Source organism: Kitasatospora humi, from assembly GCF_020907985.1.
GTDB lineage: Bacteria > Actinomycetota > Actinomycetes > Streptomycetales > Streptomycetaceae > Kitasatospora > Kitasatospora humi.
Genome location: NZ_JAJJPA010000008.1, coordinates 208,130 through 231,685 on the forward strand (window position 1 = coordinate 208,130; position 23,556 = coordinate 231,685).

Sequence of the window (23,556 nt, forward strand, 5' to 3'; positions counted from 1 at the left end):
CCGGAGGTTTCGGCGTCGATGAGGGCCTGGAGCGCTGCGATGGTCATCGGGCACCGACCGGCATGAGGGCGCTCGACCACTCGGCGACCAGCGCGGCCCGGTTCGCGGTCTCGTTGTTGGCGGGCATCACCATTCCGAGGAATCCGTCGTCACTGGCCAGGAACAGAGGCCGTCGCGGACCCGCCTGCCAGGCGTGCAAGCCGAGTTGGTCGACCGCGGCGAACCTGGCCAGGTAGTTGGGGTTGTAGGCGGTCAGGTTGACGGGGTCGGTCGGGGCGCCGAGCTTCTCGGTGACTATCTGCCGCCAGTTCGGGAACTGGTGCTGCTCCGGGCGGCGGTTGACGATGCGGAGCATGTCGTGACCGCACCGCAGGGTTATCGCGGTCCCCTCGCCGCTGGGTGCGACTCCGATGCGGATCTCCTCGTCGGGGTTGATGCCGTCGAGCCAGAGCTGGACCTGCGGGATATCCACGCGGTGGAGGTGGGCGTGCCACGGCGTGGGGGTAGTGGCGGCGATCTGGTCGATGGCGAGGGTGTAGCGGTCGGTTGCGATGGCGTAGAGGTGGGTGGCGGTGGCGTCGAGCCGGATGGCGCCGAGTTCGGGCCGGTCGTCGGCGTGCCGGACGTGCGGTTCGGTGCGGGCGATCGCCTGGGCGAGGAGCCCGGCGGTGGTGGTGCTGCGCATGGTGTGCTCCAGGGGCGGAGCCGCCCGGGGACGGCCCGGGCGGCGGGGGTTTCTATGCGGGGGCCTTCGTGCTGCCGGTGGTGCGGAGGCGCCGGTCAGCCTGGGTGTTGGCGATGCGGCAGGGCTCGCACGCGGTCTCACCGCGGCGGCGGCGCCGCTGGTAGCCGGGCCGCGTACCGTGCTCGGGCGGCTGTCGGCGAGCGGGTGCGGCCGTCGCGGATGCCTCCACAGCCGGTGCCGGGCCGAGCGCAGCCAGCACAGAGCCGCGCTCGGTGTCGTCCTCGCCACCCCAGATGCCGGCTGCGCGCAGGCGTCGCCCCTCCTCGCGGCAGGCGACCCGGATCGGACAGAGCTGGCACAGCGCCTTGGCGTTGTCGACACGCTGCCGTGTGTCTCGCACGCCGTCGGGCGCGAAGAACAGGTCCGGATCGGCCTGGCAGGGCAGCGCGGTGTTGGCGCGGAGGGTGGCGGTCATGCGGCCAGCTCCGGTAGCTGCGCTCCGGCGCGCTCGTGGGCCTTCTGGATTGCGCTCCAGGTGACGCCCAGCCGGTCAGCGATCACGTCCCGAGACAGGCCCTGCCGAGCCAGCTCGGACGTGTCCTCGACCAGCGCCGTCACCCGGGGCGTGTCGGGGCCGTAGTTGGGCTGCTCGTCAGGGTTGTCCATGTCGTCCCACACGGCGGCCGGGTGCCAACCGTGCCGTTGAGCAAGGCGCCGGGCCCGCAGAGCGAGATGGGCAGCCACCCCGTTCCGTTCCGGTTGGAGGGGCCACAGCTCCTCGAACAGGGCACGGACTCGGGCGGCTGTTGCGATCTCAACCCCGCTGGTGTCGGGCGCTTTCAGATGGTGGTGGATCTGCTGCTTGTCGACGCCGAGCCTGCGGGCGAGTTCCGCACCGGGCCAGCCAGCAACGAGCAGGGCGCGCAGGCGTCGCTGCGTGCCGACCACGCTGATGTGTGCGGCGCCGCTGACCGGACCGACCGTGGCCACGTGGATGGCCAAGATCCGCTGCTCGGTGCGCACATGGATCCGCCCCCCGCGCAGCAACCGGTAGAGCACTTCGTTTCCCACACCCGAGACCTCGCGGATCTGGAGGTCCGTCCAGCCGGCCGCGCGAAGCGCATGCACCCTGGCGGCCGCCCGGTCTGGGCTGCGGAGCAATCCGCGCCCGGTGTCACGCAGGTACTTGTGGTACTTCACCTCGGCAGTCACCGCGCTGACGCACTGCCGGCACTGGCAGCCGCGCCGGTAGCGGCGGGCGTCGCCATGGTCGAACTCCTCCATGCGGGCACTCACCGGGCACCGCCAGTGCGCGGTCGGGGGATCATCGGCCACTCGCCGTTCACCACGGCGGACGGGTCGGTCTTGCGCCGGTACTGTTGCCGGTCGAAGGCCTGCCCGGCCGCCCACTCCACCTGCATCCAGTGCAGGTGCTCCAGTGTCCAGCCCTGGATGTTCGGGTAGCGCTGGGCGATCTCACCGACAATGCGGGCCGCGGCGAGGGCGTCCGCGTTGGCGGTGTGCGCCCGGCCGACCTCCACCCCGTAATGCTTGGCGAGGGACTCCAGGTTGCGGGAGCCCTTGCGCCAGCGGTCGGCCTGGCGGTCGATTACCAGCGGATCGATGACGTGCAGATCGGTGTCGCCGAGCTGCTCAGCGAGCGATGGCAGCCCGTGCCGGGCCAACTCGCGGTCCAGGAGCGTAAGATCGTACGGCGCGTTCATCACCACCAGCGGCACGCCGGCCCGGGCCTGGGTGACGATCGCGGCTGCGATCTCGGAGACCACCTCAGCGGCCGGGCGGGCACCACGGGCCTGCGTGTTAGTGATGCCGTGCACTCGCGTCGCGGCGCGCGGGATTGGTACGCCCGGGTTGGCCATCCACGCCCGGGTGACAGCCCGCTGGCCGCCGCCGACCTCAACCAGGGCGGCCGTGATGATCCGGTCGGACTCGACGTCGAGTCCGGTGGTCTCCGTGTCGAACGCGGCCAGGCGGCTGGTGTGCCAGTTCACTCGGCACCACCATGCTCGTCGGTCCACTCGTGCGACAGCGGGCCCGAGGACACCTCGTCGCCGCTGACGGCGGCCTGAGGGGCGGCGGCGCGAGCGACCTCAGCAACGGTCACCCGCTGCTCGGGGAACGCCTCGTCCCGGGTGACCTCGCCTCGCTGTAGCGACTGGTAGAGGATCTCCAGCTGCGCAAGGTCCATGTCGGTCCAGTTGGTAACCTTCCGGCCCCGGTTATCCTCCAGCTGCTCGGTGGTGATGCCGCGAGCCTGGTAGGCGCTGGTGGCCTGCGCGATGCGCTGCGGGAGCGGGACGCCGCCCCCGTGCTTGAGGGTTGCGGTGCACAGATCCTTGGCCTGCTCGATGTACCAGACCGGCAGCACCGAGAAGATCATCTCGCGGAGGCGACGCGACCCGTTGTTGCTGTTGTTCTCATAGATGTCGCGGAAGTCCGACAGCCTCTGCGCCTTGTTCTGCGCCCACCGGGCGTGCGGCACGATGAACGTCGTGGAGACGCGCTCGTTGGACTCCATGTCCCACGCCCAGGCCTGCATCTCGGACTGGGCGAACTCGTCGTCACGCCGCAGTTCCACGAGGCCGTACTGGATGTTGCCCCAGCAACGCGCCAGCTCTTTGGCCAGGTGAATCGTCTCACCGGCCACCGTAGAGCCGCCCTTGGGGAAGCTGTAGAACGCGCGCTTCGCGAGGGCCGGCTGCTTGCACGCCTCCGTCATGCGGGAGATGGAGTAGGCCTCAACCCGGGGGAACTGGCGGGCCACCATGACGGCAGCCTGGACCTCCGCCACCGCCCGGGACTGCTCCACCGCGGTGCCCTGGCCGACACGGCCCGGGGCAGCAGCTGCCTGCATGTACTGCTCGGCGGGGTAATTCACTGCATCTCCTGGAGGTGCTTGTTCTCTGCCCACGCGGGCAGCGAGATGACGTCGATGTCGTCGGAGTAGCCCGGCCAGCGGTCGGCGGCCGTGCACTCTGCGTAGGTCGAGATGGCCTTGCGGTTGAGGTGCCGACCGATCCGCATCGCCGACGCGGACAGCTGCACCACCCGCACCAGGTAGGGCGCCGTCTTCTCCTGGAAGACGAACACGAACACCGCACTGTCGTCGGCCAGGCCGAGCGCGCGTACCGCGTCCAGGTACCAAGCGGCCTGCTGGTGGTAGCCGTAGGAGTGGACCGAGCGCTCGATCGCGTCGGTCGCGGCGCTGACGGTGGTCTTGTAGTCGGGCACGATCAGCCGGCCCCCGCCCGGGTTCGGCAGCCAGTCCAGCCGGGCTCGCCGCCACACTCGGGCCGCCGTGTCCTGCCAGAACAGCGACTGCTCTGGGCGCCCGTACGCCGGGTTGAACAGTGCCCCGGCCACCGGGTGACGGCGGATCGCCTCCGCCATCGCCTGTAGCTGCTCGAACTCGTGCCGCAGAACTGGTACCGCGCCAGCTTCCCGGGCCGCCGCCCGTTCGGTCTGCGCAGCCTTCGTCCGCCAGTCCGCCGCGTCGACAATGACCAGTTCCGGGCCCGAGCCGAGCACCAGCAGGTGCGCGGCCTGGCCGATGTCGAACTGCGGCCGCGGCGTGCGCTGGTGGCGTCGCTCGTAATCGAAGAGGGCGGGGCACCCGGGGGCCAGCAGCCGACGGGCGCCAGAGGAAGAGAGGGAGCCGCCCGGGACCGGGTCGACGTGGTACTGCTCATTCGTCATCTCGTAGACGCCGGGCTCCGTGATGATGGGCCCGGCGGCCGGGGCAGTCGACCCCGGCAGCGAGGTGATGGTCATCAGGTGTCTCCTGTTTGGCCGGGCTCGGTGGGCGCCCGGCCGAACTCGTGGGTGTCAGGCCTTGCGGGGCTGGCCGGTGCCAGCGTCGATCGCGGCCAACTCGGCGTCGTCGTAGCCCATGGCGTTGTGCAGCTGCTCGCGGACGGCGCGCAGCTCGCGGCGAACCTGGGCCAACTGCCGCTCGACGTCGTCGGCGCGCAGGCCGGCGGCCGCAGTCCGGGCGTCGGCGACGTCGGCCCGCTGCCGGGCGGCCGTCAACTCAGCGGCCAGCTCGGCCTCGTGCTCCTGGGCCACGCGCAGGTCGTCCGCGACGGTGCGCGGGTTGCCCGGCCACGGCTCGACGGTGGGACGGCGGAGCAAACGGAGCAGGGGCAGCAGCTTCATCGGGCGCTCCTCTGAGTAGGGACGTACCGGAGGGGACGGACACGGCGGCGGGCGGCACGGGCCCGGCGGCGGCGCACCCGGGCGGGGAGGTCACTGGCCATCGCCAGGAACAGCAGCGCCCAGACGGTCAGGCTGATCAGCGTGACCAGCAGGGTGGTGTGGTCCATCACGCCTCCTCGTCCGGGTCGTAGGAGGTCCGCACGGCGCCCGGGAGCACGACGTAGTCGGACTCCAGCTCCTCGCCGTCCGGGTGCCCCACGTGCATCCGCAGGCCGCCGTCGCTCTCCGCGTCCTCGTACCAGGTGACGGGGTCCGGGAAGGTGGCGGCATACCAGTCCGCGCAGTGCGCCTGCGCGTCCTCGCGGTGCGTGTAGGTGCCCAGCGGGATGTCACCGTTGCGGGCATGCCACACCGTCAGCTCGCCGTCACCACCGGCCAGCACGTCCAGGTTGTCCGCCGTCTTCGCCATCAGGCCCCGGGCGTCCGCCAGTTCAGCGGCCAGCCAGCCCAGCTCGGCGACCAACAGCCGCACGATCTCCGGCGCCCCCGCCACGAACGTGGCATCGCCCGCAGCCCGCACACCGAACGCGACCACGCCACCATCCGCAGCAGCCACCTGCGAGTCGCCGGCCGACTGCGGCCGCACCACCCACTGGCCCGGCGTCACCCGCGACAGCAGGCGCTCGATGCTCTCCAACTGCGCCGCGCTCAGCGGCTCCCGGGCGCTCATCGAGCACCGCCGCGGTACTGCCGGCGCCGCAGGTCCTCGTAGGCGCAGCGCGCGTCGGCCAGCCTCTTGAAGGTCTGCGACCGCTGCTTCCCGTCCTCGCGCCACCGCACCCGCCGCTGGCGGCCGTCCACGCGTTCAAGCCACACCGCGCTGATCACGGGCTCGTGCTTCGACTCAGCCTGCTCCGGAGCCAGCCGCTTCAGCTCGGTGAGCGCCGCATCCAGCTCGCCCTCCGCGTCGTCCAGGTCCGCATCGAGCTCGTCGATCTCGTCCAGCAGCTCACGGATCACCGGCGCCATCAGGTTCAGCCAGTGCTCGGCCTGGCGGCGGGTCGTCGGGTTCCAGCGCGCGGCCTGCGGCACGATCGTGTCGAGCTGCATCTCCCGGAGCGCGGCCAGCCGCTCCTCGCTGATCGGCTCCCGGCTCACGCCGCCACCGCCGACCCACGCTGCGGGGCGGGGTACGCCGACACCTCGACCTGAACCTCGGCGTACCGCCCGACCGCCTTCAGCTTCCAGTGCGTCTCGCCGCGGTACTCGTACTCGCTCGGGGGCCACTCCTCCAGGCCCAGCTCCCGCACCCACGCGTCGAACGTGTCCGCGTCCGCCTCGTGGAGGAACACCGCCAGCACACCGTTCCGCGCCTCCACGACCGTGGCCGGCAGCTGCGGGTACAGACGCGCCAGGTTGAGCGCCGCGGTGAGCAACCCGGCGGCGGCACGCAGGGGGTGCGGTGCCGGAGGGATGATGATCTCGGTAGGCTCCATGAGGGCCTGCCTCCTTCGTTGTTCTGTCTGGGTGAGGTGGGCTCGGGTCGCCCCTGGGCTGGAATTCCGGGGCGGCCCACCCACAGGTCTGGGGTGGATCAGGCGGTGCGGCGGGCCAGCGCGTCCCGGGCCCGCGCGGCCCTCGCCTTCTGGTCGGCGGGCGCCTCTTCGGCGTGCCACGCCTTGACCTCGTCGAGGTCGAACCGGCGGCCACCGCCGCGGAGTCGCGTGACGGGGCACCCGTCGCGGACCCACTTGTTGACGGTCCAATCGGAGACGCCGTAGTAGGTCTCCAGCTCGGCCTGCTTAAGCAGCGGGGCCGGCAGCGTGCTGACGGTCATCGGCTATTGACCTTTCTTCTGTAGAAGTAGAAGCTCCAGGCATGTCGAACAGGTCCTGGAGCGGCTGGCCGAGTGCGTCGGCAATCAGCCATGCGGTACGGATGCGGCATCGCTTCCGCGCTGACGACCCCTGGGCGACGAGTACTCCGACAGCCGACCGACTCACACCGCGCCCGAGGGGATCCATCGTCTTGGTGGCCTCGGCGAGCTTGGGTATCGACCATCCGCCGGCCTTCATGGCGTCACGGAGGGGCTGGCCGTTCCTCTTGCGGTGCAGGCGGGACATGCAGGACCTCGTGGATAGGGGCGTCAGCTGCGCTGCTTGCCGCTGACATCCACATTTCTACAGTAGATGTAGAAGCATGGTCAAGGGAGTAGTGGAGAGGATTCCCGAGTGCTGTTCGAGGCTTGCGGTTAATCGAACAAGCGTCCTAGTGTGGGCGAGTTTGCGCCACCCTTCTACAGTCTGCTTGTAAACGTAGAAGACCGTTTGGCATGCTTGCGCTATGGACGAGCTCCACGAGGGCACCGAAACGCTCCCGCAGCTGATCCGGCGGGTCCAGGACGCACGTCCCGAACTCACCCAGACCGAGATCGCGCGCCGGGCCGGCGTGTCCGTTGCCGCCGTCAACACCTGGGTGAACGGTGCCCGCATGCCCTCCCGCAAGTCTTGCGACAAGCTCGCCGACGCCCTCAGCGAGCCCCGCGAGCGCGTGTTCGCCGCCGCGAATCGCCGCGTGCCCGGCCCGCTCGCCCCCGACGCCGAGGAACGGATCCTGGCGCTGTATCGTCGCCTGACCGCCGACGAGCAGCGCATCGTGGAACGGCAGCTCGCGGCTCTCGCCGCCGACGACCATCAGATGTAACTGGCATATGCCACGATTTCGTGGCGCCTCGCGCGTAGATCAGCTTAGGCGCTCGCGCAACCGGCGAGGCGGCGGTATGTTCGTGTGCCCAGACTCCGCTGCACCGTCCTCCCCCAGCGGGCACTGATGGCCACCCATGCCCCGAGGGGGACGCATGTGCATCCTGGTCCACCGCAGCCCTACTCCTGCCCACCCCTGGAACGCCCAACTCCGCGTCATCACCATCCCCGCCGGCCTCTCCTGCGCCAGCGAACTTATCGCCGTTCGGGCCGTGTTGGCCGAACTCGGCATCCCGCAGCCCGACGATGAGGCAGTGTGTTGGTGCGGGGCACCCGTGGAGGCCTACCGGGTGCCTGCCCAGAGACACACGAGCGAAGGGGCCTGCGTTGCCTCGTAGGGCACTGAACAACCCCCGCCAGCTCAGAAGCAAGAGCTGCGGATGTGCCGCCTGCCTGGAGGAGTACCCCGGCGAGCGGAAGAAGCGTCGAGACTGCATCGGATCCTGGCAAGCCCGATACCGCGGGCCGGACGGCAAGCAGAAGGCGAAGAACTTCACCAAGAAGGGCGACGCGGACGCCTTCCTCGACCAGGTCCGCACAACGGTCCGTCAGGGCACCTACCTGGACCCGAAGCGCGGCCAGATGAAGATCGGAGACTGGTACGCGAAGTGGTGGCCGACCCAGACGAAGAAGGGCCGGCCTACCACCCGGGGACGCAAGGAGTCCCTCTGGTCGGTCCACGTGAAGCCGAAGTGGGCTGAGTGGCCGCTGGCCGCCGTCGGGTTCATTGACCTGGACGGCTGGCTGCAGAACGAGGTGAAGGGCTACCACACCCGCAAGAAGGTGCTGGAGCTGATGCGGAAGATGTTCCAGGCCGCGATCCTCGATAAGCGGATCACAACGAATCCGACCTTCGGTATCGAGCTGGAGGCGCCTGCGGCGAAGCATGCTGATGAGCTGGCACCCCCGAGCGACGAGCAGTGCGCGCTGATCCGGGCTCACCTGCCGGAGTACTACCGGCCGCTGCTCGACTTCGCTGACGAGACCGGCATGAGGTGGGGCGAGTACACCGGGCTGCGGCTGTGCAACGTCGATCTGAAGGGGGCAACCGCGAGCGTCAAGGAGATCCTCTCCGAGGATGACAGCCAACTGTTCCGTCAGCCGGCTCCGAAGACCAATGCGGGGTTCCGTACGGTGCCGCTCACGCCGGTGGCTGTGGCGGCGGCCCAGGTGATGATCGAGCGGTGGAAGCCCAAGGCGACGCAGTCCGACATCGAGGATGGCGAGCTGCATCCGGAAGAGCTGCTGTTCGTCGGCCCGCGCCGCGGCGTGCTCAGCCGGCACAACTTCCGGCGGGTCTGGGTGCAGGCGATCCAGGACGCCGGGGTCGCGCGGAAGGTGGTCAACCCGGAGACGGGGCGCACGGAGTGGTGGCCCAGGATCCACGACTACCGGCACCGGTTCGCGTCGCGACTGAAGGATGCCGGCGTGCCGGAGAAGGACGTTCAGGTGATCATGGGCCATGATCGCGGGTCGAAGGTGACGTGGCTCTACACGCACGCCGGCCCGGAGGTCGTCGAGTCCGTCCGAGCTGCTCTGGTTGCTGCTGGTCAGCCCACACTCAGGGCCGTGTCCTGAGAGTCCACAACGATTCCACAACCCCCGATCGCTGATCCTCTCTCAGTCTCTCTCATCCACAGAATTGAGAGTGGGTCAGCGCATCGGGTCAGGCGCTCTGGCCCCCTCTCATTCTCTCCAGACCTCGGCCAATCGCTTTCCTGTTCTTGTAAAGCGGGGGTCGTCGGTTCGAACCCGACAGGGGGCTCCAAAACGGACAAAATTTCAGGGCATATCGGACATTGATCTGGGTATGAGTCAGTGCTCAGAAAAGCGGAGGTCATGCCCTCCGGAGGCCGTCAATCTGCGCGAAAGTGCAGGTCGGCGGCCTTCTGTGCTCTCAGCATCAACCATCCGCGACCTCCGCTTATGCGAAGCCGGGTCACCCGTTTGGGTCAGTGAGTCTTTGCAGGTCGGCCGCCATCGGCACGCGGCGGTTCGGGGTGCAGTACACATTCAGTACACACTGGATTAGATCACCGACATGGGAGACGGGAGCCAGGCGGTGTCGGCAACAGCGCTTGCCGCCACCTGCCGGAGGCTCGGAATCCCGCGCTGGGCTCGGGTGGGAAGCGCCCGGAAGCAGAACGGCCTCCTTCGTCGGTGCTCGGGAGCATCTTCATCGGCCGCCTGCTCTACTCGGTGGCTACATGCACCGCGTCCATGTTCGGCCGCTCCTCCGGGTCTGCCTTCGCCGAGATGAAGCGCTTGTTCAGATGGTTGGCCACACCCCGCCCTCGTCCTCAAAGGAGTTGTGCGCCATGACGTGACACCATATGACGAATCATCAGAAATGTAACCAATGGCAGGATGCGTACCCCGCCGAGAGGGGGATGGGTACGTCCCGCCTTGCTGCTTCTGACATCGCCTCCTCTCCTCACTCCCACCAGTCCACGGGAGTGGTGGCGTGCTGCTGGAGATACGGCGACCGGGCGTGCACCAGTCGATTCACCACGACCGTGGTACCCCAGCAGCCCAGCTTGCTTGCCGGATGCTCCTACCGACACCCCCGCGACACCGGCCCGGAGAGCGGGTGCGAGGTGTTGCGGTCGGTGCAGGGCCTCCGGCTCGCGCTGGAACATGGGAGCACGACAGGACGAGTGCTGCCCGTAAGGGCGTGGCGCCTGCGTTGGCGGTCAGCGCCCTACCTCGCGGCTGAGGAAGTCCTCCACTGTCTCGCGGCGGATCAGCTGGCGGGCCCGGCTGTCTCGGACGGCGACCACGGCCGGGCGGCCGACGAGGTTGTAGCTGGAGGCCATCGACAGCTGGTAGGCGCCGGCCACGGGGACGGCCAGCAGGTCACCTGCCCGGATGTCGCCTGGCAGGTGTGCGCCCGGTACCAGGACGTCGCCGGCCTCGCAGTGGCGGCCGACCACGTCGACCGCGCAGGGTTCGGCGTTCGAGTCCCGGCCGATCAGGCGGACCTGGTAGCGCGCACCGTAGAGCGCGGGGCGCGGGTTGTCGCTCATCCCTCCGTCCACGGCAACGAAGACCTGCCCGTCCGTGCCGTGCTTGACCACGAGCACGCGGTAGAGCGCCACGGCCGCGGGCGCGACGATCGCGCGGCCGGGCTCGACGAGCAGGCGCGGCACGGTCAGCCCGTGCTCGGCGCAGGCCGAGGCGAGGCGCTCGCGAACCCGCGCGGCGAAGTCGGCGAGGTCGAGTTCCGGCTCCCCGGCGAGGTATGGCACGCCGTGGCCGCCGCCCAGGTCGATTTCGGGAAGCTGCACGCCGTGCCGCTCGCGGATCTCGGCGAGCAGGGCCACGATCCGGTCGATCGCGGTCAGGAAAGGCCCGACCTCGGTGATCTGCGATCCCAGGTGGCAGTGCAGGCCGGCGAGATTGAGGCTCGGCTGGGCGAGGATTCGGCTGACGGCTTCGGCCGCATCGCCGCCGGCGATCGGGAAGCCGAACTTCTGCCCGGCCACTCCGGTCCGCACGGCCGCGTGGTGGCCGGCGGCCACACCGGGCAGGACCCGGACCAGAACGCGCTGGGGTTCGTCCGCGATGGCCAGCGCGGCAAGCCGGGGGATCTCGGCCAGGCCGTCGATCACGATCCGGCCGACCCGCAGCCGCAGCGCGAGGCGCAGTTCCTCAGGGGTCTTGGCGTTGCCGTGCAGCAGCATGCGCTGCGGTGGGAACCCGGCCGCAGCGGCTAGCCGCAGCTCGCCCACCGAGCAGACGTCCAGGCCCAGACCCTCCTCGGCGATCCAGTCGGCCGTCGCGGAGCACAGGAACGCCTTGGCGGCGTAGAGCACTTCGGCGTGCGGCAAGGCTTCGCGGTAGGCCCGGCAGCGAGACCGGACCTCGACCTCGTCCAGCACGTACAGCGGGGTGCCGAACCGCTCGGCGGCCTCGGTCAGCCGCACGCCACCGACCAGCACTTCCCCGCCAGGGGCCGTGCGCGCCGACGCGGGCCACGGACTGCCCACTGCACGGCCGTCGACCGAAGGGACCCCGACTGCAGGGGAACGGTCGGCGAGCGGTCGGACGAAGCTGAGGGTCATGGGTTGCGCTCCTTGGGCCGGGGAGAAAGGGGTCACACCGATGCGGAACGTCAGTCCAGGTAGCCCGTGGCGATCCGGCAGCGCGCCCCCGCGGCCCTGCGGCCGGCCTCGACGTGGTCCGCCGGCTCGTCGGTGCCGGGATCAAGCAGGTCGAGCGCGGGCACCGGCAGGAGATCGCTCGGGCGTGTCGCGCGGCGCGTGGAGGCGACCTCCGGGAAGTTGCCGCGGGAACGGTTGATCTCGACAGCGTCGTGCAGGGTGGTGTTCATAGCCGTTTGCTTCCTTCCAAGCGCGGTCCCGCATGCGAGCGTTGCGGGAGGTCTGTCAGGTCCGGGCTCCAGAGGAGGCTGCCGGACGGGTTCTGCTCCGTCACCCAGTGGAGACCCGATCCGTGCGGATGACACCCCTCCTTGACGCGTGGGCTACGCGATCGGGGACGGTTTTGACGCGCCCCTGATACGTCTTCCCCCGTACGGCGGGTGGCTGCCGAAGCGACGCCGCCCGATTCGGCAGCCGGTTCGACTGGTCGCCTCCACTCGAACCGGGTCAGCTCGTCGCCGCCGGCGAAGGATGTCAACACCGTGTCAGGAGACCGACCGTCGGGATCAAGATGATGTCAGGGCCGGCCCGCACCTCCCCTGCCACGGGCATAGCGTCACTACGTGCCGCGGTCGGGTCCCGACCCGATCGCGGCGGAGCACCCGAAAGCTGCGACCTCGCGGAGGAAAGCCATGTACCAGCACCGCGCATCGGAAGACCCGGAGCCCTCCGAACGCGTCCCGGCCGGACAGCTGCTCGTCCCCGTCCGGTCGGGTCCCCTGGGCCACGTGCCCTGCTTCTTCCGCCTTCCCCTCGGTGACCGCACCGCGGTCGCCTTCACCTCCGAGCTGCAGCTCAGGGCCGTGCTCGGCCCCGCGCAGCCCTGGATCGCCCTCGCTGAGCCCGCCTTGCGCGCACTCGCCGAGCCGTTGGGCGTCACCACGCTCACCGTCGATCCCCAGCTGGTCGCCCCGGCTCCGCGTCGCCTCGCCGGGGCCCACGCCTTCCGTTCGCCCTCGCCGTGCGAGCGGCGTACGTCGGCATCCGAGAGCCGCCAGCCTGCTGCGGCCGCGCCCGCTCCGCGTCCGGACCGGGCTCATTCCCGCTGAGACGCGGGCACTCCGAAACGCCTCCGGGCAGGCGTGCTCCCCGTGCGCCTGCCCGGAGGTCTGATGAAGTCACCCCTTTTCGCCCTTCATCCGCGCACGGCCGGTCCGCCCGTGCGCTGTCACGCTGTCGGAAAGAGTTGCGAGTTGAGCGTCGATAACGTCGTCGGCCTGGCGGTCGCCGTGGCCCTGGTGGGCTACCTGGTCCTGGCCTTGATCTACCCGGAGAAGTTCTGATGTCCGCCGCCATGCCGGTCACGGACCGGCCCGACCCCGCCTCCGAAACCCGCGTACGTCCGCCGGATACCACCGGCCCCCGCAAGGTGGGCGCCGGGATGCTCGATCCCAAGCAGCTGTGGCGCGCCCTGCCCGAGGCGCTGCGCAAGCTCAACCCGGTCACCCTGGTGCGCAACCCGGTCATGTTCGTCACCGAGATCGGTGCCGTGCTGACCACCGCGCTCGCCGCGGTCCACCCCTCGCTGTTCGCCGTGCTGATCACCGGATGGCTGTGGTTGACCGTGGTCTTCGCCAACCTCGCCGAGGCGGTGGCAGAGAGCCGGGGCAAGGCTCAGGCCGACTCGCTGCGCCGCACCCGCCAGCAGACCACCGCCCGCCGACTGACCGACTGGCCCGCCGAACATGCCGAAGCCTCCTACCGCGAGGAACAGGTGGCAGCGGGTCAGCTGCGGCGCGGCGACTTCGTGGTCGTCGCGGCCGGCGAGCTGATCCCCGGTGACGGCGACGTGGTCGAGGGCGTCGCCTCGGTGGACGAGTCGGCGATCACCGGCGAGTCCGCGCCCGTCATCCGCGAGTCGGGCGGCGACCGCTGCGCGGTCACCGGCGGCACCCGGGTGCTCTCCGACCAGGTGGTCGTGCGGATCACCCAGGAGCCCGGGGACAGCTTCCTCGACCGGATGATCGCCCTGGTCGAGGGCGCCAATCGGCAGAAGACGCCGAACGAGCTGGCACTCAACCTGCTCTTGACGATGCTCACCTTCGTCTTCCTGACCGCCGTCGTCACGCTCCAGCCGATGGCTGTCTTCTCCAAGCACTACAACGCCGCCGCCCACAACACGGCGGTAGTGAACGGCAACGGTGTGACCGGGATCGTGCTGGTCTCGCTGCTGGTCTGCCTGATCCCCACCACCATCGGCGCGCTGCTCTCCGCGATCGGCATCGCCGGCATGGACCGCCTGGTGCAGCGCAACGTGCTCGCCATGTCCGGGCGCGCGGTCGAGGCCGCCGGCGACGTCAACACCCTGCTGCTCGACAAGACCGGCACCATCACCTTCGGCAACCGCCAGGCCGCCGCCTTCCTGCCCGTGGGTCAGATCCCCGCGCGGCGGCTCGCGGAGGCCGCACTGCTCTCCAGTCAGGCCGACGAGACCCCCGAGGGCCGGTCGGTCGTCGCCTTCGCCCGCGACGAACACGGCCTGAACGAGCAGGACACCACCGGCGCCGCATGGGTACCGTTCAGTGCCACCACCCGGATGTCGGGGGTGGACCTCCTCTCCGGCCGGTGCCTGCGCAAGGGCGCCGCCACGGCCGTGGCCGCGTGGGTGAAGGAACGCGGCGGCACCGTGCCACCCGCACTGGACGCCGCGGTGGACCAGGTATCGGCTGCCGGCGGCACCCCGCTGGCCGTCGCCGAACACGACGACACCGGCGCTCCCGCGCGAGTGCTCGGCGTGATCCACCTCAAGGACGTGGTCAAGCCCGGCCTCAAGGAGCGCTTCGCCGAGCTGCGCCGGATGGGCATCCGCACGGTCATGATCACCGGCGACAACCCGGTGACCGCCCGCGCGATCGCCGCCGAAGCGGGCGTGGACGACTTCCTCGCCGAGGCGACACCGGAGGACAAGCTCGCACTGATCAAGCAGGAGCAGGCCGGCGGCCAGCTGATCGCGATGACCGGCGACGGCACCAACGACGCCCCGGCGCTCGCGCAGGCGGACGTCGGGGTCGCGATGAACACCGGCACGTCGGCCGCCAAGGAGGCCGGCAACATGGTCGACCTCGACTCCGACCCGACGAAGATCATCGAGATCGTCGAGATCGGCAAGCAACTCCTCATCACCCGCGGAGCGTTGACCGCCTTCTCGATCGCCAACGACATCGCCAAGTACTTCGCGATCCTGCCCGCGATGTTCGGCGCGGTCTACCCCAGCCTGCACGCCCTCGACATCATGCACCTGCACTCGCCGATGTCCGCGATCCTTTCCGCCGTCATCTTCAACGCCGTGGTCATCGTCGCCCTCATTCCACTGGCCCTGCGCGGCGTGCGCTACCGGCCGGCCAGCGCCTCCGCGCTGCTCACCCGCAACCTCTGGGTCTACGGCCTGGGCGGCGTGCTGGTGCCGTTCGTCGCGATCAAGCTGATCGACCTGCTCTTCGTCCAGTTCATCCCCGGGATCTGAGGCACCGACCATGACTCGACTGCCCGTGTGGCTCTCCCAACACCTGGCCGCGCTCAGGGTCGTGCTGGTGCTCACCCTGACCACCGGCCTGCTCTACCCGCTCGGCATGACGGCGCTCGCGCACGTCCCCGGGCTGGCCGCCCCCGCCCGGGGCTCCGAACTCAAGGGCACCGACGGCTCGATGGTCGGCAGCCGCCTGATCGGACAGGCCTTCACCGACGGCAAAGGCAACGCGCTGCCGCAGTACTTCCAGTCCCGCCCGTCAGCTGCCGGCAGCGGCGACGGATACGACCCGACCGCCTCCGGTGCTAGCAACCTCGGTGCCGAGAGCGTCGTGGACACCTTGGCAACGAACAACGACCCCACGACCTTCAAACCCAGCCTGCTCACCCAGGTCTGCTCGCGCAGCAAGGCCGTCGGCGACCTGGAGCACGTGGACGGCTCCCGGCCCTACTGCACCGGCGACGGTGTCGGCGCGGTCCTCGGCGTCTACTACACCGGCGGCACCAGCGGCACCGTCACCAAGGTGGTGAGCCTCAACCAGGCCTGCCCGGCCAAGCCCTTCAAGGCGTCCTACCGGGGAGTCGCGGTCGTGTGCGCCAACCCCGGCGAGGACTACAGCGCCGCTGTGCCCGTCCCCGTGCGCGGCGACGCCCCGGCCCACCCCGTCGTCCCGGCGGACGCGGTGACCGCGAGCGCCAGCGGCCTCGACCCGCAGATCAGCCCCGCCTACGCCGATCTCCAGGCACCCCGCGTCGCCCGCGAGCGGCACACCACCGAGGACGCCGTGCGCAAGCTCGTCGCCACCTGCACCACTGGACGCACCCTCGGCATCCTCGGTGAGCCCGGCGTCAACGGCCTGAGGCTCAACCTCGCCCTCGACCGCACCTACCCGAAGCAGGGGGCCTGACCATGGCAGCCTGGATGCAGGCCCTCCTCGTCATCGCCGTCGTGGTCGGGCTCCACGTCCCGCTCGGCGACTACATGGCCCGCCAACTCGATGGCGGCCGCCACCTGAAGCCCGAAAGAGCCTTCTACCGCCTCTGCGGCATCGACCCCGAGCGCGAGCAGAACTGGAAGCACTACCTGCTCGCGCTGATGGCCTTCACCGTCATGAGCATCGCCGCGCTGTTCGGGCTCCTCATCGGCCAGGGCCGTCTGCCGTGGTCGCGCGGGACCGGCGGAATGCCGTGGCGCACCGCACTGCACACCGCCATCAGCTTCACCACCAACACCAGCTGGCAGAACTACGTCCCGGAGACCGGCACCGGCCACTTCGTGATCATGGCGGGCCTGGGCGTCCAGGCCTTCGCCTCGGCCGCCGTCGGCATCTGCGCGGCCCTCGCCCTGATCCGCGGCCTGGTCCGCCACAGCACCGAGGATCTCGGCAACTTCTGGGTCGACCTGATCCGCACCGTCTTCCGCGTCCTGGTACCGCTCGCCGTGGTCGCCGGCCTGCTGCTGATCGGACTCGGCGTCGAGCAGAACCTCGGCGGCAACCACACCGTCACCACCCTGACCGGTGCTCAGCAGACCCTGATCGGCGGACCGGTCGGCTCCTGGGAGCCCGTCAAGCTCTTCTCCGGCGACGGCGGCGGGTTCTTCAACGCCTCCAGCGCCCACCCCTTCGAGAACCCGACCGCGGGCAGCAACCTCATCGAGATCGTGCTGATGCTGCTGATCCCGACCGCCTTCATCCGCACCTACGGCCGTTTGATCGGCAGCCTCAAGCAGGCCTGGACCCTGCTCGCCGTCGTCGGCATCCTCTTCGCCCTGCTGCTCGGCGCCGGCGCGCTCGCCCAGTCCTCCACCCACAGCACCGTCGCAGCCGCCGTCGGCGGCCAGACCGAGGGCACCGAAACCCGGATCGGCGTCCCCGGCAGCACCCTCTTCGGCGTCTCCGCCACCGCCAGCGCCGACGGCGCCGGAGCTGCCTCCTACGACAGCTTCTCCAGCCTCGGCGGCGGCGTCCTCCTCGCGGCCATGATGCTCGGCGAGATCGCCCCCGGCGGCACCGGCAGCGGACTGTACGGGCTGCTCATGGCCGTCCTGATCGCGGTGTTCATCGGCGGCCTGATGGTCGGCCGCACCCCGGAGTACCTGCGCAAGCGGATCGGCTTCGGCGAGATGCGCTACGTCGTGATGTACGCACTCGTCGCCCCCACCGTCATCCTGACCTGCACCGCGATCTCCATCGCGCTGCCCCAGGACGGCGCCGCCAGCATGGGCAACCCCGGACCGCACGGCCTCACCGAACTCATCTACGCCTACACCAGCAACACCCAGAGCAACGGCAGCTCGATGGCCGGGTTCAACGGCGCCACCGACTTCCACAACGGGCTGATGGTGGTCGCCATGCTGCTCGGGCGCTACGTCCCCATCGCGTTCGTCCTCGCCCTCGCCGGACGCCTCGCCAAGCAGCGGCCCGGCGTCGTCACGGTCGGCACCCTCCGCGCATCCGGCGTCAACTTCGTCACCCTGGCCACCGGCGCCGCGCTGATCCTCGCGCTGCTCAACTTCCTTCCGGCACTCGCCCTCGGGCCCCTGACCGAGGGACTGATGTAACACCGCGCAACGGCAGAACGCCGATGTGGCCCAGGTCTGGAGGATCCGGGCCGCATCGGTTTACTGCCATGCCGCATGTCTGGTGAGTGCAGCGGCGACTGCCACCGGCTCGCGCGTCAGCAGGGGCGTAGCGACGACGCGGCCCCCCTCTGTGAGCAGCCGCTCGGACTGCGGATCACTGGCGGTGCAGCCGGTCGAGCTGGGTTGAGGCGCAGCTGGGTGGAGAAGGCCCGAGGAGTTGGGCGTCGCGGGCGGTGAGTCGGTCGACTGCCATGACGAGGACGCATCCGTCGGAGAGTTCAGCGCTGAAGGGGGCCTCGTCAGGGGTGGCCGGGAGCGGTGCGCCGGCGGCGGCCTGGGCCTGCCGGCCGGCTTCGGTGCGGCGCAGGAGGGCGATGGTGTCCAGGTCGAAGGTGCGGCGCACAACGTCCACGAGTTCCTGGGGGTTCGTGGGCCGTCAACGACCCCGACGCCTCACGCGACATCACCGCCTGGGTCGAAGCCTCTCGCGGGTGCGGCCCCGGGTCGGATGTGTCCGCCGGCGTCGACCGCGCCGTGATCAGCCGGCCAGGTCTGCCTGTCGGCGAGTGTTCGCGTGTCGCTTCGCGGGGACCTGCCTGGTGTTTCCCCGGCGTGGTTTGCTGGCCGAGGCGGCGAGCAGGCGGTGATCTGCCATCGGAAAGGGACGTGGGAAGCCAGGTGGCGGGTCCGGGTGGGTTCCCCTCGCGGGGTGTGGTGCGGCGGCCCGCGCTGCGCTGGGTGGACGTGCTGGTGGTCGTGGCGCTGGTCGCGCTGCTGTACGGGCTGCTGCGGCTCGCCCGTCGCTGAACGCGCCGTTCCTGCCCGGTACGGCTCCTGACACGGTGTCGACGGATCCGTCGAACCTGCCGTTCTACGCGGTGCGCTCGCTGGTGCGGATGTTCGCCGCGCTGATCGCCTCGGTGCTGTTCACCTTCGTGTACGCCACCGCCGCCGCGCGGATGCGACGCCTGGACAAGGTACTGCTGCCGGTGCTGGACATCCTGCAGTCGGTGCCGGTCCTGGGCTTCCTGTCGGTGACGGTGACGATGTTCATCAACCTGTTCCCCGGCTCGATCCTGGGCTTGGAGTGCGCCTCGATCTTCGCGATCTTCACCGCGATGGCCTGGAACATGACTTTCGCCTTCTACTACTCCCTCATCTCGCAGCCCCGCGAGCTGGACGAGGCGGCGCGGGTGATGCGGCTGACGAAGTGGCAGCGCTTCTGGCAGCTGGACGTGCCCGGCGGGATGATCCCGCTGGTGTGGAACGGGATGATGAGCTTCGGCGGCGCCTGGTTCTTCCTCGCCGCCTCGGAGTCGATCAGCGTCCTCAACCACCACTACGCCCTGCCCGGCATAGGGTCCTACGCCGCCGCCGCGATCGCGGCCGGGAATCTCGGGCAGGTCGGCATCGCCATCGCCGTGATGGTGGTGATGGTCATCGGCGTGAACGTGCTGTTCTGGCGGCCGATGGTGGCCTGGTCGGAGCGGTTCCGGGTGGAGGAGTCGGAGGCCGCCGAGCGCCCGCGCAGCCTGGTGCTTGGCGGGGGCGCTCTCGACGAATTCGAGCAGGTTCCCGACCGGGTCCTGGGTGTAGAAGCGCCGGTGGGGCGGGAGGCTGTCGTCCCAGACCACCTGCGCACCGAGGTCGTGCAGGCGTGCGGCGAAGTCGTCGATCTCGCTGACGGCCAGCCCCGGGTGGGCCTTGCTGGTCGGCCGGAAGCCGTGCTCGATGCCCAGGTAGAGGCGCACCCGGCCGCCGTCGGCAGCGAACCAGCACCCGCCGCGGTCCGCCAGCGGATCGGGCTTGCGGATCTCGGCCATCTGCAGCACGTCCCCGTAGAAGGCGCGCAGCAGCGGCTCGCTGGCGGGTGGTGCGGCGAGTTGCACGTGGTCAACAGCGGTGATCACGACGGTCTCCTCTGATCGGCTCGGTGTCGGGGCAGGACGGGGCATGCCCGCGGTCGGGCATTCGGTCAAGGCGTGAGGTAGGAGGTGTCAGTCCGGTGACTGGGTGGGTCGGGTGGTGTGCCGTTGGTACGGCTGGGCGGCATCGACGAGCAGTCGGGCGGTAGCGGGCGGCAGGTCGAGGTGGTGGCTGATCCATTGAGCACTGTGACCGTGTGTGGCCATGATCCAGGCGGTGTACAGGTGGTTCAGGCTGGGGGCGTCCTGGCCCAGCAGCTGCGGGCGGACGGCCTCCATGGGGAAGCCCTCCAAGGCGTCCGCGCTGTACCAGTCTCCGGGGGTGTTCGCCGGCGGTCGCCGACGGGCCCGGCGGTGGCTGTGGAGCGTGGCCGCCAGCAGGAGGAGCCCTGCCATACCGGCGCCCAGCAGGATCCCGGCGACCAGCGGCCGGTCGCGTACCGGGGCGACGGCGAGCGCGACCATCTCCAGCACCAGGAGCAGGAGGATGCCGAGCAGGGCTTTCCCTTCTCCGGTCTGCGGGTGGAGCCTCGTCCTCGCCATGGAAACCTCCTCGTCCGTCTCCCAGCATGCGGCGGCCTTCGCGCGATGCCGAGGGTCCATCGGCCCTGCTGGCCGTCCGGCGTGTCGGCTTGCGGGTGTGTTCGGTGTGCTCAGGCGGTACGGGTCAGGCGGGGGTCGTACTTGTAGCCGACCTGGCGCACGGTGGCGATCGCCGGGGCCAGGGCGGGGCCGAGCTTGCGGCGGATGCGGGCGACGTGGGTGGAGAGGGTGCGGGTGTCGCCGTTGTCGGGCCGCCCCCACAGGGTCTCCATCAGCTGGCTGCGGGTGTGCACCCGCAACGGCTGGGCGACCAGGTGGGCGAGCAACTCGAACTCCATGAAGGTCAGAGCGAGTTCGCGCCCGTGTGCGGTCACGGTCCGGCAGGTGGAGTCTACGGCCAGGCCCACAGCGCCGGCCGCCGGCAGCGAGGGCCGGGGCGTGGTGGGGCGGTGTGAGATGAGCGCGTCGAGCCTGCGGTAGTGCACGGCCATGTTCCGGGTTCGCCTTTCCGGGATGGTGGGGCGGGTCAGTGGTCGGGGTGCCAGGTGGCTTCGAGGCGGGTAGTCCCGTCGGCGGCGGTGACGGGACGCCAGCGGGCGCGCATCCGGGCGGGCGGGCCGGCCGGGGCCTGGGCGGCGACGGCTCGCAGCACCGGGCTGTCCAGGGTGCTGGCGGTCAGGCGGTCGTACAGGTCGGTGAGCGCGGCGCGCAGGCCGTGGCGCCGGGCGGGTGCGGTGACGAGCTGGAACGTGGCGAGGGTCGCCATGGGAACTCACCTCCGGGAGTTGGCCGTCGGGCGTGCGCGGGCATGCCGCGGCCAGGGCTTCGTGGTGAACGCGGTTGGGCGGGGTGAAAGTGGGGCGTCAGGAGGCCGACAGGTCGGCGGTGGCCAGGCTCAGGCGCTCGGCGGCGGCGAGCGGCAGGTCCGCGAACTCGGCCAGCCAGAGCGGGTCGTGGCCCTGGCGGGCGAGCAGGTACGCGAGGTGCACACGCGGCTCGTAGGCCGAGGCGGTGCTGTTCGCGGAGCCCGAACGCGGGCAGGCCCCTGGGTCGTCGAGGCGGTACTCGCGGGTCACGCCGTCGTGCAGGGCGAGGCGGACGCTGGGGCAGTGGTGGCGCGGGAGGGTGCGCATGGCCGTACTACCTTCCTTCCTCGGGTGAGGCGGTCGAGGTTTCCGAGGGCCTGCGGGGCGGCGGGCGTGTGCGGGCCGCCCCGCAGGGTTGGTCAGTGGCCCAGGGCCAGCTGGACGAGCTTGATCACGACCAGGACCATGGCGACCAGCAGGTAGGTGCGCAGGGCGCCCATGCCGATCTTGCGGGTGGTGGACATGACCGGCTTGGCCAGGGTCTCCAGCGGGGGCATCCGCCAGTTCTCGCGGCCGGTGCGGTCGATCGGGTCCTCCTTCGTGGCGGTGCGCCGGCGGGTGAAGGAGTACCCGGCGACCAGGACGCCGACCACGCCGCAGGCGGCCATGATGTCGAGGATCGCGGCGGAGGAGATGTCCGGGAAGAGCACCGAGGCGGTCAGGATGATCGACAGGGTGACCAGGACGCCGACCACGGCGGAGGTGAAGGCGTTGGTCTTCGGGCCGTTCACCCAGGGGCCGAGCGCCTCCTTGTCGTTGCACAGCAGCAGCAGGAAGACCGAGGCGGAGGGCAGCAGCACACCGGCCAGCACCTGGACGCCCTGGGTGAGCAGGCCCAGCGTGGAGTCGCTGGCGACCAGCACGATCCCGGCGGCGGCGATCACAAGACCCGCGTAGACGGCGTAGAAGCCCTTGGCTCCCTTCACACCGCGGTGCAGGGAGTGCTTGATGCCGAAGACGTCGCCGATCGCGTAGGCGGTGGACAGGGAGACGGCGAACGCGCCGATGATCGAGGCGTCCAGCAGGGCGATGGCGAACAGCACACTGGCGAGCTTGCCCGCGTGGGCCTCCAGGCCCTTGGCGATGCCCGCTGCGTCGCTGAACTGGCCGGCTCCGTCGGTGCCGGCGAACGCGGCGGCGGTCAGGCCCATCAGCGCGGCGGCGCCGACGACCACGATCACGATGCCGATCCACAGGTCGGCCTTCTCGTACTTCATGAACCGCGGGGTGATCCGCTTGTCGATGACGTAGCTCTGCTGGAAGAACAGCTGCCAGGGGGCGACGGTGGTGCCGACGATGGAGATGATCAGCAGCATCACGGTGGCCAGCTCGCCGGCGCCGCCGGGCATCTGCGGCACCACGAAGTCGTGCGCCATCTGCGAGGTCTTCGGGTGGACCATGAAGTAGATCGGGACCAGCAGCAGCGAGCCCAGGCACAGCGAGATCGCGACCCGCTCGAACCGGCGGAACGACCCGGTGAACGCGGACGCGATGATGATCGCGGCGGCCAGCACCACCGAGGCGGCCTTCGGCAGGCCCAGGTACCCGGCGGCCAGTGTGATGCCGATGAACTCGGTGACCAGCGTCAGCGCGTTCAGCAGGAACAGGTCGATGACGGAGAACGCGCCCCAGAACTTGCCGAACCGCTCCAGGATCAGCCGCGCGTGCCCGACGCCGGTCACCGCGCCCAGGCGCAGAACCATCTCCTGGTTCACGTACAGCACGGGCACGAGCAGGAGCAGGGTCCACAGCAGGTGAGTGCCGTAGTTCTGGCCCGCCTGCCCGTAGGTGGAGAACGCGCCGGCGTCGTTGTCGCCGACCATCACGATCAGGCCGGGGCCCACGATGGCGAGCAGGGTCTTGAGCTTGGCGGACAGGCCCTGGCGCGGGGCGGTGTCGTCCAGCTTGATCGTGCCGAGCGCGCCCTGGATGTCACCCAGGTGGGCCTCGTCGAGCACCGCAGCGCGCGGCGCGGGAACCTTCGGGTCGAGCATCACGTTCGTCATGACATGCCTCCCTTACCCCCTCGATGGGGGAGGTCGGGGGCACGCAGCAGCAATCCGCCCTACGAGCGCGCACCAAGCCACACCCGGGACGGCATGAGGCCGTGCGGGCATGACGGGGCGTGAGTGATACGCGTAGGGAAGGTGGTTACCGCGTGCCGGTGGAGTACGAGGACAGGCGGGTGTGGGCAGCGGGCTGCTGGTTTGCTGCCGACGGCGGCCGGGTCCGCCTCTACCTCGGCATAGAGGACGCCGTCCGCTCCACCCGCAAGTCAGAAGAAAAGTCATCACCCTGGCGCTCGATGCCGACGCCGGCGTTTGGCGGGATGTGTTCCCATAGGTCACCGCCGCATTCCGGGGAGCGTATGGCCATGCGGTGGCTAA

General features: G+C 70.2%; 29 protein-coding genes, 1 tRNA gene and 3 pseudogenes. 11 read left to right on the top strand and 22 right to left on the bottom strand.

Going from position 1 to position 23,556, the window contains the following annotated elements; translation table 11 throughout:
• Nucleotides 1–43: 43 nt before the first annotated feature.
• The 12 genes from LN042_RS11605 to LN042_RS11660 all read right to left on the bottom strand — a co-directional run bounded on the left by LN042_RS11605 (nt 44) and on the right by LN042_RS11660 (nt 6,698).
• The gene (locus tag LN042_RS11605) at nt 44–685 is read right to left on the bottom strand and encodes a hypothetical protein (protein ID WP_230051059.1); all 642 of its coding nucleotides are present in this window, start codon (nt 683–685) and stop codon (nt 44–46) included.
• Between the two features lie 52 nt (nt 686–737).
• Nucleotides 738–1,160, bottom strand: a complete 423-nt coding sequence (locus LN042_RS11610; RefSeq protein WP_230051060.1) for a WhiB family transcriptional regulator — start codon at nt 1,158–1,160, stop codon at nt 738–740.
• Nucleotides 1,157–1,969: a hypothetical protein gene (locus LN042_RS11615; RefSeq protein ID WP_230051061.1), complete on the bottom strand. Its 813-nt coding sequence runs from the start codon at nt 1,967–1,969 to the stop codon at nt 1,157–1,159. The genes LN042_RS11610 and LN042_RS11615 overlap by 4 nt, the downstream gene beginning before the upstream one ends.
• Before the next feature lie 8 nt (nt 1,970–1,977).
• Complete coding sequence (locus tag LN042_RS11620; RefSeq protein ID WP_230051062.1) at nt 1,978–2,697, bottom strand: exonuclease domain-containing protein; 720 nt, start codon at nt 2,695–2,697, stop codon at nt 1,978–1,980.
• On the bottom strand, nt 2,694–3,584 hold the full coding sequence (locus LN042_RS11625) for a hypothetical protein (protein ID WP_230051063.1): 891 nt from the start codon (nt 3,582–3,584) through the stop codon (nt 2,694–2,696). The genes LN042_RS11620 and LN042_RS11625 overlap by 4 nt, the downstream gene beginning before the upstream one ends.
• The gene (locus LN042_RS11630; protein ID WP_230051064.1) at nt 3,581–4,477 is read right to left on the bottom strand and encodes a PD-(D/E)XK nuclease-like domain-containing protein; all 897 of its coding nucleotides are present in this window, start codon (nt 4,475–4,477) and stop codon (nt 3,581–3,583) included. The genes LN042_RS11625 and LN042_RS11630 overlap by 4 nt, the downstream gene beginning before the upstream one ends.
• Nucleotides 4,478–4,531: 54 nt before the next feature.
• Nucleotides 4,532–4,861, bottom strand: a complete 330-nt coding sequence (locus tag LN042_RS11635; RefSeq protein ID WP_230051065.1) for a hypothetical protein — start codon at nt 4,859–4,861, stop codon at nt 4,532–4,534.
• On the bottom strand, nt 4,858–5,028 hold the full coding sequence (locus LN042_RS11640) for a hypothetical protein (protein ID WP_230051066.1): 171 nt from the start codon (nt 5,026–5,028) through the stop codon (nt 4,858–4,860). The genes LN042_RS11635 and LN042_RS11640 overlap by 4 nt, the downstream gene beginning before the upstream one ends.
• Nucleotides 5,028–5,591 carry a hypothetical protein gene (locus LN042_RS11645; protein ID WP_230051067.1) on the bottom strand — a complete coding sequence of 188 codons (564 nt, stop codon included), beginning with the start codon at nt 5,589–5,591 and terminating at the stop codon, nt 5,028–5,030. Before LN042_RS11645 ends, LN042_RS11640 begins: the two co-directional genes overlap by 1 nt.
• Nucleotides 5,588–6,019, bottom strand: coding sequence for a hypothetical protein (locus LN042_RS11650; protein ID WP_230051068.1), 432 nt, complete (start codon nt 6,017–6,019; stop codon nt 5,588–5,590). The genes LN042_RS11645 and LN042_RS11650 overlap by 4 nt, the downstream gene beginning before the upstream one ends.
• Nucleotides 6,016–6,357, bottom strand: coding sequence for a hypothetical protein (locus LN042_RS11655; protein ID WP_230051069.1), 342 nt, complete (start codon nt 6,355–6,357; stop codon nt 6,016–6,018). Before LN042_RS11655 ends, LN042_RS11650 begins: the two co-directional genes overlap by 4 nt.
• Nucleotides 6,358–6,455: 98 nt before the next feature.
• Complete coding sequence (locus tag LN042_RS11660) at nt 6,456–6,698, bottom strand: terminase small subunit (RefSeq protein WP_141635357.1); 243 nt, start codon at nt 6,696–6,698, stop codon at nt 6,456–6,458.
• A 506-nt stretch (nt 6,699–7,204) separates the two neighbouring features.
• Between LN042_RS11660 and LN042_RS11665 the strand changes: the two genes are divergently transcribed.
• The 3 genes from LN042_RS11665 (at nt 7,205) to LN042_RS11675 (ending at nt 9,391) form a co-directional block, all read left to right on the top strand.
• Nucleotides 7,205–7,564, top strand: coding sequence for a helix-turn-helix transcriptional regulator (locus LN042_RS11665; protein ID WP_220140258.1), 360 nt, complete (start codon nt 7,205–7,207; stop codon nt 7,562–7,564).
• Nucleotides 7,565–8,058: 494 nt separating this feature from the next.
• Nucleotides 8,059–9,201, top strand: coding sequence for a tyrosine-type recombinase/integrase (locus LN042_RS11670; RefSeq protein ID WP_504871024.1), 1,143 nt, complete (start codon nt 8,059–8,061; stop codon nt 9,199–9,201).
• A gap of 100 nt (nt 9,202–9,301) precedes the next feature.
• A tRNA-OTHER gene (locus LN042_RS11675) sits at nt 9,302–9,391 on the top strand.
• Between the two features lie 576 nt (nt 9,392–9,967).
• Here the strand turns inward: LN042_RS11675 and LN042_RS37985 are convergent.
• The 3 genes from LN042_RS37985 to LN042_RS11690 form a co-directional block, all read right to left on the bottom strand.
• Complete coding sequence (locus LN042_RS37985) at nt 9,968–10,045, bottom strand: hypothetical protein (protein ID WP_372495717.1); 78 nt, start codon at nt 10,043–10,045, stop codon at nt 9,968–9,970.
• A gap of 271 nt (nt 10,046–10,316) precedes the next feature.
• On the bottom strand, nt 10,317–11,549 hold the full coding sequence (gene lysA, locus LN042_RS11685) for a diaminopimelate decarboxylase (protein WP_443667701.1): 1,233 nt from the start codon (nt 11,547–11,549) through the stop codon (nt 10,317–10,319).
• A gap of 188 nt (nt 11,550–11,737) precedes the next feature.
• Nucleotides 11,738–11,956: a hypothetical protein gene (locus LN042_RS11690; RefSeq protein ID WP_230051071.1), complete on the bottom strand. Its 219-nt coding sequence runs from the start codon at nt 11,954–11,956 to the stop codon at nt 11,738–11,740.
• Nucleotides 11,957–12,418: 462 nt separating this feature from the next.
• Here LN042_RS11690 and LN042_RS11695 point away from each other — a divergent pair, with 462 nt between their 5' ends.
• The 5 genes from LN042_RS11695 (at nt 12,419) to kdpA (ending at nt 17,814) form a co-directional block, all read left to right on the top strand.
• Nucleotides 12,419–12,835 carry an SAV_915 family protein gene (locus LN042_RS11695; RefSeq protein ID WP_230051072.1) on the top strand — a complete coding sequence of 139 codons (417 nt, stop codon included), beginning with the start codon at nt 12,419–12,421 and terminating at the stop codon, nt 12,833–12,835.
• A gap of 144 nt (nt 12,836–12,979) precedes the next feature.
• Nucleotides 12,980–13,069 carry a K(+)-transporting ATPase subunit F gene (gene kdpF / locus LN042_RS11700; protein WP_230051073.1) on the top strand — a complete coding sequence of 30 codons (90 nt, stop codon included), beginning with the start codon at nt 12,980–12,982 and terminating at the stop codon, nt 13,067–13,069.
• Entirely contained in the window at nt 13,069–15,249 is a 2,181-nt protein-coding gene (gene kdpB, locus LN042_RS11705; protein WP_372495712.1) for a potassium-transporting ATPase subunit KdpB, read from the top strand. Before kdpF ends, kdpB begins: the two co-directional genes overlap by 1 nt.
• A 10-nt stretch (nt 15,250–15,259) precedes the next feature.
• Complete coding sequence (locus LN042_RS11710; protein ID WP_230051075.1) at nt 15,260–16,159, top strand: potassium-transporting ATPase subunit C; 900 nt, start codon at nt 15,260–15,262, stop codon at nt 16,157–16,159.
• A gap of 2 nt (nt 16,160–16,161) precedes the next feature.
• Nucleotides 16,162–17,814 (top strand): potassium-transporting ATPase subunit KdpA, encoded by a 1,653-nt coding sequence (gene kdpA / locus LN042_RS11715; RefSeq protein ID WP_230051076.1) that lies wholly within the window; start codon nt 16,162–16,164, stop codon nt 17,812–17,814.
• 175 nt (nt 17,815–17,989) lie between these two features.
• On the opposite strand, the gene LN042_RS11720 is transcribed toward kdpA, so the two are convergent.
• Nucleotides 17,990–18,247, bottom strand: coding sequence for a hypothetical protein (locus tag LN042_RS11720; protein ID WP_230051077.1), 258 nt, complete (start codon nt 18,245–18,247; stop codon nt 17,990–17,992).
• Nucleotides 18,248–18,501: 254 nt separating this feature from the next.
• Here LN042_RS11720 and LN042_RS11725 point away from each other — a divergent pair, with 254 nt between their 5' ends.
• Together LN042_RS11725 and LN042_RS11730 are read left to right on the top strand one after the other, a co-directional pair.
• On the top strand, nt 18,502–18,642 hold the full coding sequence (locus LN042_RS11725; RefSeq protein WP_230051078.1) for a hypothetical protein: 141 nt from the start codon (nt 18,502–18,504) through the stop codon (nt 18,640–18,642).
• Nucleotides 18,643–18,794: 152 nt separating this feature from the next.
• Nucleotides 18,795–19,232: pseudogene (locus LN042_RS11730) on the top strand (ABC transporter permease subunit); the annotation flags it as partial.
• A gap of 156 nt (nt 19,233–19,388) precedes the next feature.
• On the opposite strand, the pseudogene LN042_RS11735 reads toward LN042_RS11730, so the two are convergent.
• The 6 genes and pseudogenes from LN042_RS11735 to LN042_RS11760 all read right to left on the bottom strand — a co-directional run.
• Nucleotides 19,389–19,745: pseudogene (locus tag LN042_RS11735) on the bottom strand (VOC family protein); the annotation flags it as partial.
• Between the two features lie 87 nt (nt 19,746–19,832).
• Nucleotides 19,833–20,303 carry a hypothetical protein gene (locus LN042_RS11740; protein WP_230051079.1) on the bottom strand — a complete coding sequence of 157 codons (471 nt, stop codon included), beginning with the start codon at nt 20,301–20,303 and terminating at the stop codon, nt 19,833–19,835.
• A gap of 110 nt (nt 20,304–20,413) precedes the next feature.
• Nucleotides 20,414–20,794, bottom strand: coding sequence for a winged helix-turn-helix domain-containing protein (locus LN042_RS11745; RefSeq protein WP_308191791.1), 381 nt, complete (start codon nt 20,792–20,794; stop codon nt 20,414–20,416).
• A gap of 35 nt (nt 20,795–20,829) precedes the next feature.
• Nucleotides 20,830–21,069 carry a hypothetical protein gene (locus LN042_RS11750; RefSeq protein ID WP_230051080.1) on the bottom strand — a complete coding sequence of 80 codons (240 nt, stop codon included), beginning with the start codon at nt 21,067–21,069 and terminating at the stop codon, nt 20,830–20,832.
• Nucleotides 21,070–21,166: 97 nt separating this feature from the next.
• On the bottom strand, nt 21,167–21,436 hold the full coding sequence (locus LN042_RS11755; RefSeq protein WP_230051081.1) for a hypothetical protein: 270 nt from the start codon (nt 21,434–21,436) through the stop codon (nt 21,167–21,169).
• Between the two features lie 92 nt (nt 21,437–21,528).
• Nucleotides 21,529–23,175, bottom strand: a complete 1,647-nt coding sequence (locus LN042_RS11760; RefSeq protein WP_230051082.1) for an NRAMP family divalent metal transporter — start codon at nt 23,173–23,175, stop codon at nt 21,529–21,531.
• Nucleotides 23,176–23,333: 158 nt separating this feature from the next.
• On the opposite strand from LN042_RS11760, the pseudogene LN042_RS11765 reads away from it, so the two are divergent.
• Nucleotides 23,334–23,556, top strand: a pseudogene (locus tag LN042_RS11765) (hypothetical protein); the annotation flags it as partial.

What these genes read in the sequence shown, in the direction of transcription:
- LN042_RS11605 (WP_230051059.1), bottom strand. Translation starts at nt 685, where the DNA reads ATGCGCAGCACCACCACCGCCGGGCTCCTCGCCCAGGCGATCGCCCGC.
- LN042_RS11610 (WP_230051060.1), bottom strand. Translation starts at nt 1,160, where the DNA reads ATGACCGCCACCCTCCGCGCCAACACCGCGCTGCCCTGCCAGGCCGAT.
- LN042_RS11615 (WP_230051061.1), bottom strand. Translation starts at nt 1,969, where the DNA reads ATGGAGGAGTTCGACCATGGCGACGCCCGCCGCTACCGGCGCGGCTGC.
- LN042_RS11630 (WP_230051064.1), bottom strand. Translation starts at nt 4,477, where the DNA reads ATGACCATCACCTCGCTGCCGGGGTCGACTGCCCCGGCCGCCGGGCCC.
- LN042_RS11635 (WP_230051065.1), bottom strand. Translation starts at nt 4,861, where the DNA reads ATGAAGCTGCTGCCCCTGCTCCGTTTGCTCCGCCGTCCCACCGTCGAG.
- LN042_RS11640 (WP_230051066.1), bottom strand. Translation starts at nt 5,028, where the DNA reads ATGGACCACACCACCCTGCTGGTCACGCTGATCAGCCTGACCGTCTGG.
- LN042_RS11645 (WP_230051067.1), bottom strand. Translation starts at nt 5,591, where the DNA reads ATGAGCGCCCGGGAGCCGCTGAGCGCGGCGCAGTTGGAGAGCATCGAG.
- LN042_RS11655 (WP_230051069.1), bottom strand. Translation starts at nt 6,357, where the DNA reads ATGGAGCCTACCGAGATCATCATCCCTCCGGCACCGCACCCCCTGCGT.
- LN042_RS11660 (WP_141635357.1), bottom strand. Translation starts at nt 6,698, where the DNA reads ATGACCGTCAGCACGCTGCCGGCCCCGCTGCTTAAGCAGGCCGAGCTG.
- LN042_RS11665 (WP_220140258.1), top strand. Translation starts at nt 7,205, where the DNA reads ATGGACGAGCTCCACGAGGGCACCGAAACGCTCCCGCAGCTGATCCGG.
- LN042_RS37985 (WP_372495717.1), bottom strand. Translation starts at nt 10,045, where the DNA reads ATGTCAGAAGCAGCAAGGCGGGACGTACCCATCCCCCTCTCGGCGGGG.
- LN042_RS11690 (WP_230051071.1), bottom strand. Translation starts at nt 11,956, where the DNA reads ATGAACACCACCCTGCACGACGCTGTCGAGATCAACCGTTCCCGCGGC.
- LN042_RS11695 (WP_230051072.1), top strand. Translation starts at nt 12,419, where the DNA reads ATGTACCAGCACCGCGCATCGGAAGACCCGGAGCCCTCCGAACGCGTC.
- kdpB (WP_372495712.1), top strand. Translation starts at nt 13,069, where the DNA reads ATGTCCGCCGCCATGCCGGTCACGGACCGGCCCGACCCCGCCTCCGAA.
- LN042_RS11710 (WP_230051075.1), top strand. Translation starts at nt 15,260, where the DNA reads ATGACTCGACTGCCCGTGTGGCTCTCCCAACACCTGGCCGCGCTCAGG.
- kdpA (WP_230051076.1), top strand. Translation starts at nt 16,162, where the DNA reads ATGGCAGCCTGGATGCAGGCCCTCCTCGTCATCGCCGTCGTGGTCGGG.
- LN042_RS11740 (WP_230051079.1), bottom strand. Translation starts at nt 20,303, where the DNA reads ATGGCGAGGACGAGGCTCCACCCGCAGACCGGAGAAGGGAAAGCCCTG.
- LN042_RS11745 (WP_308191791.1), bottom strand. Translation starts at nt 20,794, where the DNA reads ATGGCCGTGCACTACCGCAGGCTCGACGCGCTCATCTCACACCGCCCC.
- LN042_RS11750 (WP_230051080.1), bottom strand. Translation starts at nt 21,069, where the DNA reads ATGGCGACCCTCGCCACGTTCCAGCTCGTCACCGCACCCGCCCGGCGC.
- LN042_RS11755 (WP_230051081.1), bottom strand. Translation starts at nt 21,436, where the DNA reads ATGCGCACCCTCCCGCGCCACCACTGCCCCAGCGTCCGCCTCGCCCTG.
- LN042_RS11760 (WP_230051082.1), bottom strand. Translation starts at nt 23,175, where the DNA reads ATGACGAACGTGATGCTCGACCCGAAGGTTCCCGCGCCGCGCGCTGCG.